This is a genomic window from Gallibacterium genomosp. 1 (genome assembly GCF_000771875.1).
Classification (GTDB): Bacteria; Pseudomonadota; Gammaproteobacteria; order Enterobacterales; family Pasteurellaceae; genus Gallibacterium.
This window is the reverse complement of sequence record NZ_JPXX01000018.1, coordinates 132865-148792: the sequence shown is the minus strand read 5'-3', so window position 1 is coordinate 148792 and position 15928 is coordinate 132865. Positions and strand designations below refer to the sequence as shown.

The following is a 15928-nucleotide window of genomic DNA, read 5'->3' as shown; positions in this document are numbered from 1 at the left end:
CTGTGTTACCTCTGCATAAGTTGCTGTTCCTGTTCGGCTTTATTCAGTAGCCAATCACAAGGCAGGAAGCGTTCACCGTAAAGTTTTACGTGATCATTCAATGCCTTAACAATTGAAATGGCACCGATATGTTCGATATAGGCATAAATGCCACCACGAAATTCAGGGAAGAATACGCCCAATACTGAAGCCATATTACCTTCATTCGGATCATTGATCACGCCCTCTTCCAAACAGCGAGCCGCCTCGTTAATCATCATCAGAATACAACGGCGAACCACCTGTTCGGATTCCAAATTATTTTCGGAAATGGTTTCCATCACATAATAGATACTTTTATCCACCATAGAGCGTTGACCGTTCTGTGAATGATAAAGATAAAAACCACGCCGATTCTTGCTGCCTTTGCGTTGATCGCGGATTAAGTTGCCTAATTTTGCCGGCACGGCAAAACGCATTCCGTAGTGTCTTTCCAAACTTGGCAACATTTTAGCAAAAAGATCCAGACCAAAATCATCCAACATAGCCAATGGACCGATTTCAAAACCGAATTCCTGCAAAGCACGATCGATAAAATCAACCGCTTCGCCATCACATAAGCAGTAAAAGGCTTCCAACAAATAAGGAATAAGAATGCGGTTGACAAAAAATCCCGGCTTATCGGAAACCAGAAGCGGAATTTTACCTTGCTGAATAGCAAAGTGGATGGCTGTCGCAATCGTCTTTTCTGATGTTTTAGGATGAGGAATAATTTCCAACATTTTGCGATTGGAAATCGGGGAAAAATAGTGGAAGCCAATAACGTTTTCTGGACGATTGGCAACACTGGCAATGTCTGCAATCGACAATGTTGAGGTGTTAGTGGCGAAAATAGTATGTTCACTATAGAATACTTCACTTTCTTCTAAAACTTGTTGTTTAGTGGTTAGATCCTCATAAACTGCTTCAATCACAAAATCAGCATCAGGTGCAGCTAAAAAGCGTTCACCACCGGAAATCAGATACATTAATTGCTGCATTTCACCAGAAGATAACAGTTTTTTCCCGACTTCTTGTTGCAATAATGAATGCGTTAAATGCAATGCTTTAGCAATGCCGGATGGGTGTATATCTTTGATTCTTACTGGAATTTTAGCATTTCGCACAGTAATGTAAGCAATGCCTGCGCCCATAAAACCGCCCCCGATAATGGCAAGTTTATTCACATCGCGTACATTATTTCCTCTAGCTTCATATTGCAAACGCATTGCTCGTTTCGTCTGTTCAAGGTTGCGCAACACTTTGGAGTTATCGCTGTTGAACAAACTGATAAAAGCTTGGCGTTCAACTTCTAAACGCAATGGATGGGTTGGCTGTTTTAAAATTTCGATAATTTTTGCCATTGCAGGATAGTTATCAATCGGCCCCAACCATTCTTTATTTTCTGCTGCATCAAACAAAATATGGCGGAATATTGGATTGTTATGCCGATATCCTTGAATTTTTTGCCAAAATTTTGCGGTTTTTGAAAGCGTTTTTGCAACTAATGTTTTTTTGCTGAAAAATTCAAAGGCGGTAGGTAACAATAAGCTTTGTGGCACAACGTCATCGATACAATTTAATGATTGCATTGTATGCACATCAAATTTGTCACCGGAAAGCAAAATAGAGAGGGCTTTCTTTAAGCCAACGTGAGAAACTAACGCAGAAATTGCATCGGCGAAAGGCACAATACCGGAACGAACCTGCGGCATTGCAAATTGTGTATTAATATCATCAGAAGCAATGCGATATTGAAATGCTAGAGCTAATTCTAAGCCAAGACCGAAACAAGAGCCGTGAATTGCTGCTACTGTTGGAAATGGTAATTGACGAATTATTTCCATTAAATGATGAATTTTATCCAAAAAGGCTTCCAATTCATTATCAGATTTTCCCATTAAACTATTGAGATCAAAGCCCTGAATAAAATTATTTTTCTTGCTGGAATAAAAAATTAAACCTTTTGTTTGTTTAGGCAGATTGTTTAACAGTTGCAACATCTGATCGACAAATTCTGCTGACAAGATGTTACGTTTTTTATCAGTTACATTCACGATCAATGATGCAATCTGTTGATCATCAATTGATAGTGTAAATGGAGAATGTTGAGTATTTTGCTGTAAATTGTTCATTATTCGCTCTCCAAAATCATAGCCCCACCGATGCCCCCTAAACCGCTTGACGCAATAAGAGAACGCCCACCGCCACGTTGTTTCAAAGCATATAATGATTGGATAATCAAACGTAAACTGCTGACTGCACGTGGATTACCATAAGCAAGAGAACCTCCTAAAATATTTAATTTACTCATATCAATATTGCCAATTGCAGTTGAACGATTAAGATGCTGCCGAGCGAAGGTCTCCGATTCAATCAGTTTTAAATTGGATAAAATTTGAGCTGAAGAGGTTTCGTGAATATCAATTAAATCTAGATCGGAAAGGCGTATATTAGCGTTTTGCAACACTTTTGCAATAGAATAGGTTACGCCAACAAACATATTTTTCCAAACATCATTTGCTGTCATTGTATAGTGGCGGATATAACCAAGAATATTCAATCCTTCAGCCTTTGCAGTGTGTTCATTCATCAGCAATACAGCCGCTGCGCCATCGCACGAATGAGAAGTGTTCCAATCAGTTGCCGTACCGTAATTTTTTCCATTAAAAGGTTTAAATTTTTGGTAAAACTCCGGTTTAACGTGTTTCTCAATTTGGTTATCGGAAACCACGAACTCTTTATAAGGAGGTGGAAAAGAAACCATTACCTGTTGGCGTAATTCACCACTTTGCCAAGCTTGATAAGCTAAACGATGGGAGCGTGCCGCATACTCGTCTAATTCTTGACGACTGAGATGAAAATCTTGAGCCATCTGTTCAGATACAGCGGAAAGAGAAAGCTGTGTTAATGGATCTTTTAAATTCAATGCCTGCAATTTGAAATCTTGCCAAGTGATTTGACGTAACAGACGATATTTTTCTTCATAGCTTTTTGCTGCCATCACATCTCTAAACAATTGAATTAAATGAGAATTAAGGCGAATTGGTGCATTGGATAAAGAGTCGGCTCCACCTGCTAATGCGTAATGAGCATTTCCCATCAAAATACTGTTACTTAAATTGATTAGCACCTGTAATCCGGTTGGACAAGAGCTGCTAACAGTGTAAGATTGCGCTTTTGGCATATTTAACAAGAGCGATATTTCTCGAGATAGATTAGGAATATCAGGATCTTGGATTACTTGTCCAAATACGACTTGCTCAATTTTATCTTTTGGAACGGCTAAACGACTTAATAATTCATTAGCGACCATTGCTCCGAGATCTTTTGCTCTTGCCTCTTTGAAAAGTGTATTTTTCTTAATAAAGGGAGTACGAATACCATCAACAACGGCGACTCTAGCACCTTTGGATGTGGTTAAAACAGGTTGTTCAGACATAGGAATACCAGCTGATGAATAAAAATAACGTAAAATTGTAACGCATTCTATACCAGAGCGCGATAACTGGGAATAGGGACACTTTGTCTTTGTTTTTCAAATAGTGATTAGGTAGAATAATTGCAAATTTTGAAGGATTTTAATGATGACAAAAAAGAAATTAACTAAAAAAGACAATACGATTGCCTTAAATAAAAGAGCAAGACACGATTATTTTATTGAAGATGAAATAGAAGCAGGTTTGGCATTGCAAGGCTGGGAAGTTAAATCACTACGAGCAGGCAAAGCCAATATTGGTGATAGTTATGTTATTTTCCAGAACGGAGAAGCCTTTTTATTCGGGGCAAATATTACGCCGTTAAATGTAGCCTCTTCCCATATAGTTTGCGATCCAACTCGCACACGTAAATTACTTTTAAGCAAGCGAGAAATTGACTCCTTATTTGGTAAATCAAATCGTGATGGATATACGATTGTAGCGTTGTCACTTTATTGGAAAAGTGCGTGGGCAAAAGTCAAAATTGGTATTGCTAAAGGTAAAAAACAACACGATAAACGCCAAGACATTAAAGAGAGAGAATGGAAGCTCACCAAAGATCGTATTATGAAAAATGCGGGAAGGTAGAGTTATTTATAAATAATTTGAGAATATATTTATGGATAGAAAAAAAATAAATGAGAAAGACTATAAATCAATTTTGCTTCAGGTATTAGTTAATTTTGATAGTTTCTGTAGAAAGCATAACATATCTTATTCTTTAGCATATGGTTCAATGTTAGGTGCTATTAGGCATAAAGGGTTTATTCCTTGGGATGATGATATTGATATTTTTATGTTAAGAGAAGAATATGATAAATTTGTTAAATTATGGAATGAAAGCAGTAATCTTCTTAAAGATAATTACGAATTATGGGGGATTGATGATGAGAAAAATTTTTTCTATGGTCATTTAGTGAAGTTTTTTGATAAAAATACGTTGTTAATAGAAAAAACAAAAAATCATATTATTGAGTATGGGATTTATATTGATATTTTTATCTTAGAAGATATCTCTTCTGATTCAAAAAAAGCAGATAAACAACAAAAGAAATATAAGTTTTATAGAAAGTTGCTGTCTCATTTTTTTAAGCACGCCTCAATTTTAAATTTTTTAGCAAAGAAAATTTCTATAAAAATACCTTCTATTTATTTCTTTATTAATAAATTAAAAAATATTACAAAACAGGAAAAGTCAGAAAGTGTTTCTGTATATGAGCCTATAGATAAGATTATTTATAAAAGAAAAGATTTTAAGAATATAATTTATTTGCCTTTTGAAGAGTATATGTTTCCGGTATCAGCACAATATGATTTCTTATTAAAGCAGCAATATGGTAATTATATGAGTTTTCCTCCGGAAAATGAGAGAAAAGGACATAATATTGAGGTATATACGAATGAATGATAAGAGTATAATATCTATTTTTTGTTCTTTAATAAATATAGAGGAGAAATCAATTTTATCTTGTGATAGGATTGGAGGAATGACAAATACAAACTATTTAATAACCACTAAAAATGAAAGATTTGTTTTTAGAGTTTCTGGTAAAACTTCTAATCAAATTATTAATAGAAAAAATGAACATAATAATAGTGTATTAATGAGTGAATTGGGAATCAATTCGGATATCATATATTTTAATGAAAATAATGGTGATAAAATTACTAAATATATTAATAATGCTATGACGTTATCTCCTTATAATATTTTTGGATATTTGAATAAAGTTGTAGATTTATTAGTTGATACTCATTCTTCAGGTGCTAAATTTACAAATACATGGGATTATTTAGAAGAATATAAACTTTATAAAAAAATAGTTTTAGATAGTGATGTTGTAATTGATGATAAATACTATCATTTTGAATCTAAGATATTAGGATTGTATAGAAGATTATTTGCTGATTTAGGTATAAATTCATTTCCTTGTCATAATGATCTTGTGGCAGAGAATTTTGTTTTAGGAGATGATATATTAATTTATCAAAAGTTATATTTAATAGACTGGGAGTATTCTGGCTTGAATGATCCTATGTGGGATATTGCATCATTATTTGAAGAATCTAATTTTCCAAAACATATTGAAAGAAAATTTTTAGAAAATTATTGCAATTTATGGAATATTAAAAAAAATAATTTTTCTTATGACCTTTCTACCCCCCCCCCTTCACTTTCTAAAATAGATATTTTAGAAGAAAAAATTCTTATATATAAAATTCTACAAAATGCACTTTGGTACTTATGGACATTAGCTAAAGAGTCTAGAGGTGATTTCTTTGGTAATTATAAATATAAACGCCTAGAAAGAATCTTTTCTTTATATTCAGAGTATAAGGAAAATTATATATGATGTGGAAAGACTTAATCTATAAGTTTAGAGGTGAACTTTTAGGAATTCTATCTGGATTACTTTGGGCAATAAATTTAATATTGATAGATCGAGTCGCATCTTTATATAAAGAGTTGAGTGATGATTATCTTTTTTTGTCTGTAATAATACTGCTTTTTACAGAGTTTTTTTCACTTGTCTTTTTGTCATTTTTAAGAATAAGAAAAATAACTTTAGATATTTCTAAAAATGCTTTTGTTATTAGGAAAAATATTATTTTCTTAGTATTCCCTTCTATAGGTATGGGATTGTATATATTATCTATTGTATTTTCTGGGGTTGCTATTACGACTTATTTTACATCGATATACCCAATATTTTCGTTATTAATATTGTTCTTTTTGTATAGAAAGATAAACTTTAAAGTGGTTATCTCTATAATATTATCAGTTATTGGTTTATATCTTACTATAGAACCATTAGAAATTAATAATCTTCAAGTTTTTGGAATATTTTTTGCACTGTTATGTGCATTTTCTTGGGGAAGTGAGTCTGTATGTTGTGAGTATTTTTCTATTAAATCAATATTTCCTGAAACAATATTATTTTTTCGATATATAATTTCTATATGCATTTCTATAATCTTGTGTTTAATATTTTTTTATCTAGATGGTAATTTTAGTATAAATATAGAATTCTTATTTAATTTATTTATTGTTAGTATTTTTTCAGTATTATCTTACTTTTTTTATTATACATCAATAAGTATTATCGGATCATCTTGTGCAATAAACTTCAACATAAGTTATATTTTGTGGATTATGTTGTTTTTATTTACAACATATAATTTTACTATCATTAGTATAATTGGTGGCTTTTGTATTTTTTGTTCGATAGTAATTAGCTTTTCAAAAGGTGAAAAATGAATGCAATTATTTTAGCAGCTGGTTTAGGAAGTAGATTTAAAGATTTTGTAAGTAATAGTCATAAAGCATTACTTCCAATTTTATCTATGCCTAATATAGAAAGAACTATTAAATTTCTTCAAGAAGCTAATATTTTTGATATTTTTATTGTGACAGGACATAATGCTCATTTATTCGAATATTTGAATGATAAATATAAATGTAAAATTATTTATAATGAAAAATATAAGGAATACAATAACATTTATTCTTTTTTTAAGGTATCTAATTACTTTGAAAATAGTTATGTTATTGATGCGGATGTTGTGTTATATAAAAATATTTTTTTAGAAAAATTAGAAAGTAGTACTTATTTCTTAATACATAGATTAAAAAGAGAAAAAGAATGGGTGCCAATTATAGATAAAATGGGAATTATTCGTCAGATAGATGTTAGCAATGATGATAAACCATCTCTTTTAGGAGTATCTTTTTGGATAGGTGAAGATTGTTATTCAATAAAGAAAGCTTTATCTAATTATTTAGAATCTGATATTTTAAATAATCCAAAATATTATTGGGATGATATTCCTAGAAAATTAATTCTAACCAAAAAATTAGCAGTTAGAACATTGTTGTTGAATGACAGTGATGCTGGAGAAATGGATACTGTTGAAGATTATTTAAGTTTATTAAATTATAAAAAAACTTGATAAAAATAAGGTCACAAATAGTATTATTTGTGACCTTAATATTCAGCATTTAACTTATAAATGTATTAAAGAGCATTATTAATAAACGCAGCTAATTGTGCTTTTGGAACGGCACCAACTTGAGTAGCAACAGGTTGACCGTTTTTAAAGATAATCAATGTTGGGATGCTGCGCACACCTAATTGTGCAGGGGTTTGTTGATTTTCATCAATGTTAATTTTGACGATTTTTACTTTGCCGTCAAATTCTTCTGCAAGATCATCCAAAACCGGTGCAATCATTTTGCAAGGTCCGCACCAAGGTGCCCAAAGGTCAAGTAAAACAGGTACATCTGATTTTAAAACGTCCGCTTCGAAAGATGCATCGCTTGAATAAACAATTTTATCGCTCATAAAGTTTAATCCTTAATTGAAGTTTATTTTTTCATCAATGTTAAAAATGTTACGGTAGTATAACACTAATTTGTTGCACAAAATACAATTCCAGCAATAGCCAAAACTTAAAGTAGATTTGCACAAGGTTGATTTGTAACCAGTGCGTGGATATTGCTAAGTGTCACATCCGAGATACTGGTTAATGCCTCTTCTGTTAAAAATGCCTGATGCCCTGTCAGTAACACGTTATGGCAAGAAGATAAACGACGGAATACGTCATCTAAAATTACTTCATTCGATTTATCTTCGAAGAAGAGATCTCGTTCATTTTCATAAACATCCATACCTAATGCGCCAATTTTACGGGATTTTAAAGCTTCAATCGCCGCTTGGGTATCAATCAATGTGCCACGACTGGTGTTAATGATCATTACACCATCTTTCATTTTTTTGAATGCTTCGGCATTTAACAGATGATAGTTTTCCGGGGTTGCCGGACAATGAAGCGTAATGACGTGCGAATGGGCATAGAGTTCATCTAAAGAAACATAAGTGGCGCCAAGTTCTTCTGCTGCCGGATTTTTAAATGGATCATAACAGAGAATATGCATACCAAAGCCTTTTAGAATTCGCATTACGGCTAAACCGATTTTCCCGGTTCCGATAACGCCAACAGTGCGTCCGTGCATATTGAAACCGATTAAGCCTTCAAGCGAAAAATTGGCTTCACGGGTGCGTTGATAAGCGCGGTGAATGCGACGATTTAATGTCAACATTAAGCCGACCGTATGTTCGGCGACCGCTTCCGGAGAATATGCCGGCACTCTAACCACACTTAATCCCAATTCTTTTGCCGCTTCTAAATCGACATTGTTGAAACCGGCACAACGTAAAGCAATAATTTTGACACCGATTTGCGCAAGTTCGGTGAGCACTTCCCGATCGGCATTATCGTTTACAAAAATACAGACCGCTTGGCAACCTTCCGCCATTTTTGCAGTACGCTTACTGAGCATAAAGTCAAAAAATTCGAGATCAAAATTGTATTTGACATTGACCAGTTCCAAATATTTTCGGTCATAACTTTTTGTACTATAAACAGCGATTTTCATCGTAATACTCCTATTAAATTTAAATTTTGCTTTCCTGTTGATAGTGTAACATATCAAGACCAAGTTAGGCGCTTTTGGTTGTGCCGAAGTCAGCAGTTCTGAAAGGGTAATTTAGGTTAATTTTAAAGAAAATGAGTGGTAAGAGCAGATAAATGCTGTGATTTTCGATAAAATCGTTATAATGTTGAATTTTTATAGACGAGAAGTGAGAGGAAACTATGTCATTTCATATTTTGTTATTAAATGGCCCTAATTTGAATATGTTGGGGAAACGGGAGCCGAAGCATTACGGTAGACAGACCTTACAAGATATTGAAACGGCGTTGCAAGAAAGTGCCGGAAAGTATGGCATTGAATTGAGTTGTTTCCAATCCAATAGCGAAGAAAAACTGATTAATAAAATTCACGAAAGTTTGGGAAAAGTGGATTTTATTTTGATTAATCCGGCGGCGTTTACCCATACCAGTGTGGCATTGCGGGATGCGTTATTATCAGTAGAAATTCCTTTCGTTGAAATTCATCTTTCAAATATTCATTGTCGTGAACCTTTTCGCCATCATTCCTATCTAAGCGATATTGCTGTGGGGGTAATTTGTGGATTAGGTGCGGCAGGATATCAATATGCGTTACAGTTTGCCGTTGCCTATTTGCAACAGCAGCAAGCAAATTAATTATCGCTACCGGTTTTTTGTAGCGATTTGTCGATTAAACATTAACTAGATAGCGGATCAAACTATGGATATTCGTAAAATTAAAAAACTCATCGAATTAGTTGAAGAATCAGGTATTATGGAAATTGAGATTTCCGAAGGTGAAGAATCTGTGCGTATTAGTCGTGGTAGTGCAGTAGTGGCGTCGGCACCGGTTGCGCCACAACCGATCATCGTACCATCAGCTGCTCCGGCAGCGGTTGCAGCACCCACAGCAGCACCGGTGGCAGCTCCGGCAGCAGAAGCGGATGCAATTTCCGGTCATACCGTTCGCTCACCGATGGTGGGGACATTCTATCGTAGTCCAAGTCCCGAAGCTGCACCATTTGTTGAAGTTGGTAAGAGCGTGAAAGTCGGTGATACGCTTTGTATTGTCGAAGCAATGAAAATGATGAATCGTATTGAATCTGATAAAGCTGGTGTAGTAAAAGCTATTCTAGTTAATGACGGTGATGCGGTTGAATTTGATGAACCATTAATCGTAATTGAATAAATTTACTATGACATAATTTGATAACCATCATATCAAATTGTGTCGATTTTTATGGATAGAACTATGTTAGAAAAAGTAGTTATCGCTAATCGTGGTGAAATAGCATTGCGTATCTTACGAGCGTGCAAAGAGTTAGGTATTGCCACTGTGGCGGTACATTCAACAGCGGATCGTATGTTAAAACACGTTTTGCTTGCGGATGAAACTGTTTGTATTGGGCCGGCACCATCTGCCAAAAGTTATTTAAATATTCCGGCAATTATTGCAGCCGCAGAAGTGACAGGTGCAGATGCAATTCATCCAGGATACGGATTTTTATCAGAAAATGCTGATTTTGCAGAACAAGTAGAACGTTCGGGTTTTGTATTTATTGGGCCTACAGCAGATGTTATCCGTTTAATGGGAGATAAAGTTTCGGCGATTAATGCAATGAAAAAGGCTGGTGTACCTTGTGTACCGGGTTCTGATGGACCATTGGGTAGAGATATCAATAAGAATAAAGAGATTGCTAAGCGTATCGGCTACCCAATTATTATAAAAGCGTCTGGTGGTGGCGGTGGTCGTGGAATGCGTGTTGTTCGTCACGAAAGTGCTTTGGAAGAAGCCATTGCAATGACTAAAGCGGAAGCGAAAGCGGCATTTAATAATGATATGGTTTATATGGAAAAATATTTGGAAAATCCACGTCATATCGAAATTCAAGTGCTGGCAGATACACACGGAAATGCGATTTATTTAGCTGAACGCGACTGTTCAATGCAGCGTCGTCATCAAAAAGTAGTTGAAGAAGCGCCAGCACCAGGAATTACTGAAGAGATGCGTCGTCATATCGGTGAGCGTTGTGCTAATGCCTGTAAAGAGATTGGTTACCGTGGTGCGGGAACGTTTGAGTTTTTATACGAAAACGGTGAATTCTATTTCATTGAGATGAACACTCGTATTCAAGTGGAACATCCGGTTACTGAAATGATCACCGGCGTTGATTTAGTAAAAGAGCAGTTACGCATTGCTTCAGGCTTGCCATTATCTTTCAAACAGGAAGATATTCAAGTACGCGGGCACGCGATTGAATGTCGTATTAATGCAGAAGATCCAACTACATTCTTACCATCTCCGGGTAAAATCGAACATCTTCACTCACCGGGTGGGTTCGGTATTCGTTGGGATTCTCACATTTATGGTGGTTATACTGTGCCGCCAAATTACGACTCAATGATTGGTAAATTGATTGCGTATGGTGAAGATCGTCAAGTGGCTATTCGCAGAATGCAAAATGCTTTAGCGGAAACAATTATTGACGGCATTAAAACCAATATCCCATTACACGAATCGATTTTGGAAGATAAAAATTTCCAAAAAGGTGGTACCAACATTCATTACCTTGAGAAAAAATTAGGGTTGAATGATTAGTTATTAAACGCCGGTAATTTACCGGCGTTTTTCGCTTAAGATAATTTGAAAATATGGCAAAAATAGCAGAAACATTAACGCCCGAACAACAAAACTTCCGTAATGCGATGTCTAAATTAGCAGCGGCAGTGAATATTGTTACAACACAAGGTGAGGCAGGAACTTGTGGAATTACGGCGACGGCGGTTTGTTCTATCACAGATACACCTCCAACAGTTTTAGTTTGTGTGAATCGTAATAGTCAAATGAATGCTGTATTTAAACAGAATAAACAGGTTTGTATTAATATTCTATCCGCAGAGCAGCAAGAGCTTGCTTGTCATTTTGCAGGTATGCGTGAAAGTTCAATGGAAGAGCGTTTTAATATGGACATCTGGAAAGAAAAACACGAATTTTATCACGCTCCGGCATTAATTGGTTCATTGGCTAATCTGCACGGTACAATCACTATGATTCACGAAGTTGGCACGCACTCGTTATTTTTCGTGACACTGGATAAAATCGATGTGTATGACGGTAATGGTTTGATTTATTTCAATCGAGGGTTTCAGGTTGTCACATAGAGAAAATTATTTATACATAATCCGCTCCTATGAGCGGATTTTTTATGTTTAATGTGTGGCGTCACAATACCACTCCCCATTCCCCGTCAACATTAATGCAATATTGTGATGCTGTTTTAATGTTGAACGATGTCCGACACTAATTAAAATGGTGTCAGGAAGCTGGTCGAGAATTAATTGATACATCGCAAATTCCAACCCTTCATCCATACTGGATGTGGCTTCGTCTAAGAAAGCCACTTTAGGTTTAGCTAAAAGTAAGCGAGCAATTGCAAGTCGCTGTTGTTCACCTAGTGAGAGAATGCGTGTCCAGTCACGTTCTTCGTCTAATTTATCAACCAAATGTGCTAATTGAACGGATTTCAACACATCAACTGCATTTTGTTGATTCTGTTGTGGGATAGGGTTCGGATAATATAACGTTGCGCGTAAACTGCCTTGAGGCAAGTAGCTTTTCTGTGATAAAAACAGTGTTTGTTGTGGGCAATAAATTTTCCCATCTGAATAAAGCCATAAGCCGGCAATTGTGCGTAATAAAGTGGTTTTACCAATGCCTGATGGACCTTGGATTAATAAACGTTGTCCGTCAGTTAAGGTTAGATTGAGTTGTTTGAGTAATACTTTCCCGTCTGCGTTATAAATTGAGAGATTTTCAAAAACAACATTGCTTTGTGAAGGCAGAATATGTGCAGTTGAATGTGATTGGCAGCTTTGCATTGCAGCGGTAAATCCGCTTAAACGATCTAATGTTGCACGATATTCAGTGAAGGTGTCATAGCTATTACGAAAAAATGAAAGCGAATTGTGAACTTGCCCGAATGCTTGTGCAGTCTGTACCATATCTCCCAATGTAATTTGTTTAGAGAAAAAACGTTGTGCTTGAATAATAAATGGAAACACTACAGAAATTTGGCTAACTACAATATTAAATCCTGAAAGTTTTAGTGTACGGAAAACAAGTTTCCAAACATTATCAATAATGCGTTTAAATTGTTGATTTAACAAAATTCGTTCTATTTTTTCACCGGCATAAAAAGCGATACTTTCCGCATATTCTTTTAAGCGGATCAGTGAATAACGATAGTCAGCGTTTAATTTTTCATTAGCAAAGTTTAGCTTGATTAATGGTCGACCAAGTTTGAAAGCAAAAACGCTGGTAATTAAAACATAAATAAAGACAAGATAAACCATCATATGTGGGATTTCTACTCCGGCGATAGTCATTGGGCCGGACAAATTCCAAAGAATAATGGTGAAGGCAACAATCGAAACACAGGCACTGATGACACCGGTGGCAAAATTGAGAGAGTTCTCAATATAAGAAGTAATATCTTGTTGAATACGTTGATCCGGGTTATCCAATTGGTTGTAGCTGAATTGTGTTTTGTAAAAGGTTTGATTCGATAACCAACGATCCAAAAAATGTTGATTAAGCCATTCTCGCCAATGAATATTAAAGCGATTTTTGATGTAGTAGATAATAAGAGCATTCAGTAAGTTAATGCTGACAATGACACCAAAGAAGATCATTTGTTGCCAAAATGCAGTTTCATCCAGTTCCTGCAAGGCTTTGTACATATTGTTGTACCATTGCGAGAAAATTACATCGATTCTAACAGAAAGTAGAGTCAGCAGGACAATTACACAAAAGGTAGCAATCGGGGCAATGCCTTGTTTGCCGACAAAATAATGTTTAGCCAGTTGCCAAAATTGATGTCCCCATCGAGTTGATTTGATCAGTAAAAACAGTGCGATTGCAAAACAAATTGAGCTGATAATAAAACTTTTGGCAATCCACCAAAAAGAATTAATTGCTTCAGAGACTAAATCCATTGAAAAATCCGAGATATTTTATTTTTTAAAAAAACTGTGGGCTATTTTGCCTAGATAAAGTCGTTTAGGCAAAAATTTTTGTAAAAAATTCAATAAAATTTGCCTTTCCTCAGTTTTTTTCATCTTAGAAAGCAATATAATCTTGCGCAGTTTTATTTTTTAACTATTAAGGAGTAGTTGTATGAGTGATATTGCTATCACTATCAGTCTCCTATCATTAGTTGCTGTACTTGGATTATGGATAGGACACTGGAAAATTAGGGGCGTCGGTTTAGGGATCGGCGGTGTGCTGTTTGGTGGAATATTGGTTTCACATTTCACAACGCAGTATGGTATTACATTAGATGCTCACACCATGCACTTTGTGCAAGAATTCGGTTTGATTCTGTTTGTTTATACTATCGGAATTCAAGTTGGCCCGGGCTTCTTCTCTTCTTTAAGATCATCCGGTCTAAAACTGAATTTATTTGCAATGATGATCGTTTTTTTAGGCGCATTAATTGTTATCGTAATGTATAAATTGTTTGGATTGGAACTTCCGGTTATTTTAGGGATCTTCTCCGGTGCAATTACTAATACTCCGTCTTTAGGTGCAGGACAGCAAATCCTAGCAGAACTTGGTTTTACTAATATCACAGAAACAATGGGTACAGCTTATGCAATGGCTTATCCGTTCGGTATTTGCGGTATTTTATTAACAATGTGGCTAATTCGTTTATTCTTCAAAATTAAAGTGGATCAGGAAGCGGCAGCCTTTGAACGTGAGATGAATCACGATAAAGAGACACTAAGTGCGATTAATGTGCGCGTTACCAATCCTAATTTAGCCGGATTGAGGATGTCTGAAATTCCGGGCTTGGAGTTGAAAGATGTCATTTGTTCACGTTTAAAACGTGGTGATTTGTTATTAGTGCCGAAAGATGACACTATCGTAAATTTGAACGATTATCTGCATTTAGTCGGAGAACCGGCGGTGCTTCATCGTGTGCAGTTAGTGGTTGGTGAATTGGCAGCGAATGAGCTTTTAACAACGCGTGGTACGGATTTGCGTACTGTTCGTGTTGTTGTGACCAATGAACAGGTTCTTGGTAAAAAAATTCGTGATTTAAATATCCACCAAAAATATGAAGTAGTTATTTCTCGTTTGAACCGTGCCGGGGTTGAATTGGTTCCTAGCCAGAATACTAGCTTACAGTTCGGGGACGTATTGAATCTTGTTGGTCGTTTGGATGCCATTGAAGCAGTTACCGCCATTATCGGAAATGCGCAGCAAAAATTGCAACAAGTTCAGATGTTGCCGGTCTTTATCGGTATCGGTCTTGGGGTGTTATTGGGTTCTATTCCGGTACAAATTCCAGGTTTCCCCGTGGCATTGAAACTTGGGCTTGCAGGTGGCCCGTTAGTGGTTGCGTTAATTTTAGCGAGAATCGGTAGTATCGGAAAACTCTATTGGTTTATGCCACCAAGTGCTAACTTAGCATTGCGTGAAATTGGCATTGTGTTGTTTCTCTCCGTTGTTGGGTTGAAATCAGGCGGTAATTTCCTTGAATCATTAATTGATGGTGATGGCGGTGAATGGGTGCTTTATGGTGCGGTTATCACCTTTATTCCATTATTTATTACTGGAATTGTGGCGAGAATTTATGGTAAGTTGAATTACCTCACTATCTGTGGGCTACTTGCAGGATCAATGACTGATCCTCCGGCATTAGCGTTTGCCAATGCATTAAAGGAAGAAAGTGGCGCAGCATCGCTCTCTTATGCGACAGTGTACCCGTTAGTAATGTTCCTCAGGATCATAACACCGCAATTGTTGGCAATTCTACTGTTGTGGTTTTCAGCTTAGCGATTATTAATCAAAAAATATTTATATAATATTTTCCCAGCCCGATTTAAGTCGGGTTGGTTTTTCTTTCAAGCTCTTCAATGTTTTCAAAAGATTTCCCATAAAATATTCTACTTTCATCCGTAGCATTATCTAAACA

15 protein-coding genes are annotated in these 15928 nt (G+C 35.7%); 10 read left to right on the top strand and 5 right to left on the bottom strand.

What is annotated here, in order from left to right; all coding sequences use genetic code 11:
• Window positions 1-5: 5 nt before the first annotated feature.
• Entirely contained in the window at window positions 6-2153 is a 2148-nt protein-coding gene (locus JP36_RS06450; RefSeq protein ID WP_039173171.1) for a 3-hydroxyacyl-CoA dehydrogenase NAD-binding domain-containing protein, read from the bottom strand.
• Window positions 2153-3460 carry an acetyl-CoA C-acyltransferase gene (locus tag JP36_RS06445; RefSeq protein WP_039173168.1) on the bottom strand — a complete coding sequence of 436 codons (1308 nt, stop codon included), beginning with the start codon at window positions 3458-3460 and terminating at the stop codon, window positions 2153-2155. Before JP36_RS06445 ends, JP36_RS06450 begins: the two co-directional genes overlap by 1 nt.
• Before the next feature lie 145 nt (window positions 3461-3605).
• Here JP36_RS06445 and smpB point away from each other — a divergent pair, with 145 nt between their 5' ends.
• Genes smpB through JP36_RS06420 form a run of 5 tightly spaced genes read left to right on the top strand, consistent with a single transcriptional unit; the run spans window position 3606 to window position 7448 of the window.
• Window positions 3606-4085 (top strand): SsrA-binding protein SmpB, encoded by a 480-nt coding sequence (gene smpB, locus JP36_RS06440; RefSeq protein ID WP_039093971.1) that lies wholly within the window; start codon window positions 3606-3608, stop codon window positions 4083-4085.
• Between the two features lie 31 nt (window positions 4086-4116).
• The gene (locus JP36_RS06435; RefSeq protein ID WP_039173163.1) at window positions 4117-4905 is read left to right on the top strand and encodes a LicD family protein; all 789 of its coding nucleotides are present in this window, start codon (window positions 4117-4119) and stop codon (window positions 4903-4905) included.
• On the top strand, window positions 4898-5851 hold the full coding sequence (locus JP36_RS06430) for a choline kinase family protein (protein WP_039173159.1): 954 nt from the start codon (window positions 4898-4900) through the stop codon (window positions 5849-5851). Before JP36_RS06435 ends, JP36_RS06430 begins: the two co-directional genes overlap by 8 nt.
• Complete coding sequence (locus JP36_RS06425; RefSeq protein WP_039134059.1) at window positions 5848-6756, top strand: DMT family transporter; 909 nt, start codon at window positions 5848-5850, stop codon at window positions 6754-6756. Before JP36_RS06430 ends, JP36_RS06425 begins: the two co-directional genes overlap by 4 nt.
• A complete protein-coding gene (locus JP36_RS06420) occupies window positions 6753-7448 on the top strand; it encodes an NTP transferase domain-containing protein (protein ID WP_018347012.1) in 696 nt (231 codons plus the stop codon). Before JP36_RS06425 ends, JP36_RS06420 begins: the two co-directional genes overlap by 4 nt.
• A gap of 65 nt (window positions 7449-7513) precedes the next feature.
• Here the strand turns inward: JP36_RS06420 and trxA are convergent, their stop codons facing one another.
• Both trxA and JP36_RS06410 read right to left on the bottom strand, forming a co-directional pair.
• Window positions 7514-7840, bottom strand: coding sequence for a thioredoxin TrxA (gene trxA / locus JP36_RS06415; protein WP_018347013.1), 327 nt, complete (start codon window positions 7838-7840; stop codon window positions 7514-7516).
• A 107-nt stretch (window positions 7841-7947) separates the two neighbouring features.
• Entirely contained in the window at window positions 7948-8934 is a 987-nt protein-coding gene (locus tag JP36_RS06410) for a 2-hydroxyacid dehydrogenase (RefSeq protein ID WP_013746258.1), read from the bottom strand.
• 218 nt (window positions 8935-9152) lie between these two features.
• Here JP36_RS06410 and aroQ point away from each other — a divergent pair, with 218 nt between their 5' ends.
• From aroQ to hpaC, 4 genes are all read left to right on the top strand, one after another.
• Window positions 9153-9605 (top strand): type II 3-dehydroquinate dehydratase, encoded by a 453-nt coding sequence (gene aroQ / locus JP36_RS06405; RefSeq protein ID WP_039173155.1) that lies wholly within the window; start codon window positions 9153-9155, stop codon window positions 9603-9605.
• A gap of 64 nt (window positions 9606-9669) precedes the next feature.
• Entirely contained in the window at window positions 9670-10137 is a 468-nt protein-coding gene (gene accB, locus JP36_RS06400) for an acetyl-CoA carboxylase biotin carboxyl carrier protein (protein WP_039173151.1), read from the top strand.
• A gap of 63 nt (window positions 10138-10200) precedes the next feature.
• Window positions 10201-11547 (top strand): acetyl-CoA carboxylase biotin carboxylase subunit, encoded by a 1347-nt coding sequence (gene accC / locus JP36_RS06395; RefSeq protein ID WP_039134072.1) that lies wholly within the window; start codon window positions 10201-10203, stop codon window positions 11545-11547.
• Window positions 11548-11600: 53 nt separating this feature from the next.
• Complete coding sequence (hpaC, locus tag JP36_RS06390) at window positions 11601-12110, top strand: 4-hydroxyphenylacetate 3-monooxygenase, reductase component (protein WP_039173149.1); 510 nt, start codon at window positions 11601-11603, stop codon at window positions 12108-12110.
• Window positions 12111-12158: 48 nt separating this feature from the next.
• On the opposite strand, the gene JP36_RS06385 is transcribed toward hpaC, so the two are convergent.
• Window positions 12159-13943, bottom strand: a complete 1785-nt coding sequence (locus tag JP36_RS06385) for an ABC transporter ATP-binding protein/permease (RefSeq protein ID WP_039173145.1) — start codon at window positions 13941-13943, stop codon at window positions 12159-12161.
• A 181-nt stretch (window positions 13944-14124) separates the two neighbouring features.
• Between JP36_RS06385 and JP36_RS06380 the strand changes: the two genes are divergently transcribed.
• Window positions 14125-15789 carry a putative transporter gene (locus JP36_RS06380; RefSeq protein ID WP_039086192.1) on the top strand — a complete coding sequence of 555 codons (1665 nt, stop codon included), beginning with the start codon at window positions 14125-14127 and terminating at the stop codon, window positions 15787-15789.
• Window positions 15790-15928: the final 139 nt, after the last annotated feature.